Below are 901 nucleotides of genomic sequence, written 5' to 3'. Positions count from 1 at the left end.
GCTGACGAAAATACCAGGCACCCAGCCCGCGGCGGGGAAGAGATAAAAGCGCTTGAAGCCGAGCCAGGGCGTCATTGCGCCCATGTCCGTCACCTGCACCATCAGCACCGTGGCCACGCCCAGCGCGTAGCACACCAGCAGTTGGCGCGGCTTGTCGCGGTTCAGGAAGCGGAACACGAAGTGCAGAAAAAATACGGGGTTCAGGGGGCCGCAGTTGATCAAGCGCTTGCCCAGTTGGGCGGTGCTGTCGTCGCCCAGGTTGATGGCCAGCTGGCCCAGGCTCCAGCAGCCCACGCCCACGCAAAACAGCGCCAGCGGCTTGATGCCGCTCTGGTGCGGCCCCTTGGCCCACAGCCAGCCGGCCAGCGCCAGGCTGACCGCACATTGCACCGCGAGCGAGAAGTAATAAAGGCCGTACAAATCCATGGGGGCAGCAGAGCTTGGTAGTCCGAAGGGGCTCACTATATCGCAAGCCAATGCAAAACAGGGCCGAAGCCCTGTTTTGAAGTCCTGCTACCGCCCGGGTGCTGCTTAGGCTTGAGCGGCCTTCTTGCGACGCGATGCAACCACGCCGATCAGGCCCAGGCCCAACAGGAACATGCTTGCTGGTTCTGGAACCGCCTGGCCGGTGAAGCCGCCGATGGTGAACACTTCGAGCGCGCGGATTTGCATGTTCGAGCCGTTGTAACCGGAGCTGTCGACCAGCGAGTTCGCGCCGCCGCTGCCATAGCTGTAAGCGTACGAGTAGCCCATGTCGAGCGTGTTATTGACGTAAATGTCGTGGCCACCGCCGAACGTAGGACCATAGCCGGCGACGTTCGCCGTTTGATACTCGTTCGTCTGCTGACGCTTGACGCCGTCGGTCAGGTTGAAAACGAAGCCGTCATAGGTGTTCGTGACG

2 protein-coding genes are annotated in these 901 nt (G+C 61.8%); both read right to left on the bottom strand.

All coding sequences use genetic code 11. The annotated features are described in order from the left end of the window. Window positions 1–426, bottom strand: a 426-nt coding sequence (locus tag ACP7BV_RS27365; protein WP_426108056.1) for a histidine kinase N-terminal 7TM domain-containing protein, incomplete at its 3' end; no start/stop codon positions are given. Between the two features lie 105 nt (window positions 427–531). Beyond that, the coding region (locus ACP7BV_RS27360; protein WP_426108054.1) for a PEP_CTERM-anchored TLD domain-containing protein at window positions 532–901 on the bottom strand (370 nt) is incomplete at its 5' end.

The organism is Massilia sp. TSP1-1-2, from assembly GCF_049896185.1.
Taxonomy (GTDB): domain Bacteria; phylum Pseudomonadota; class Gammaproteobacteria; order Burkholderiales; family Burkholderiaceae_D; genus Telluria_A.
This window is presented reverse-complemented; position numbering and strand designations above follow the sequence as displayed.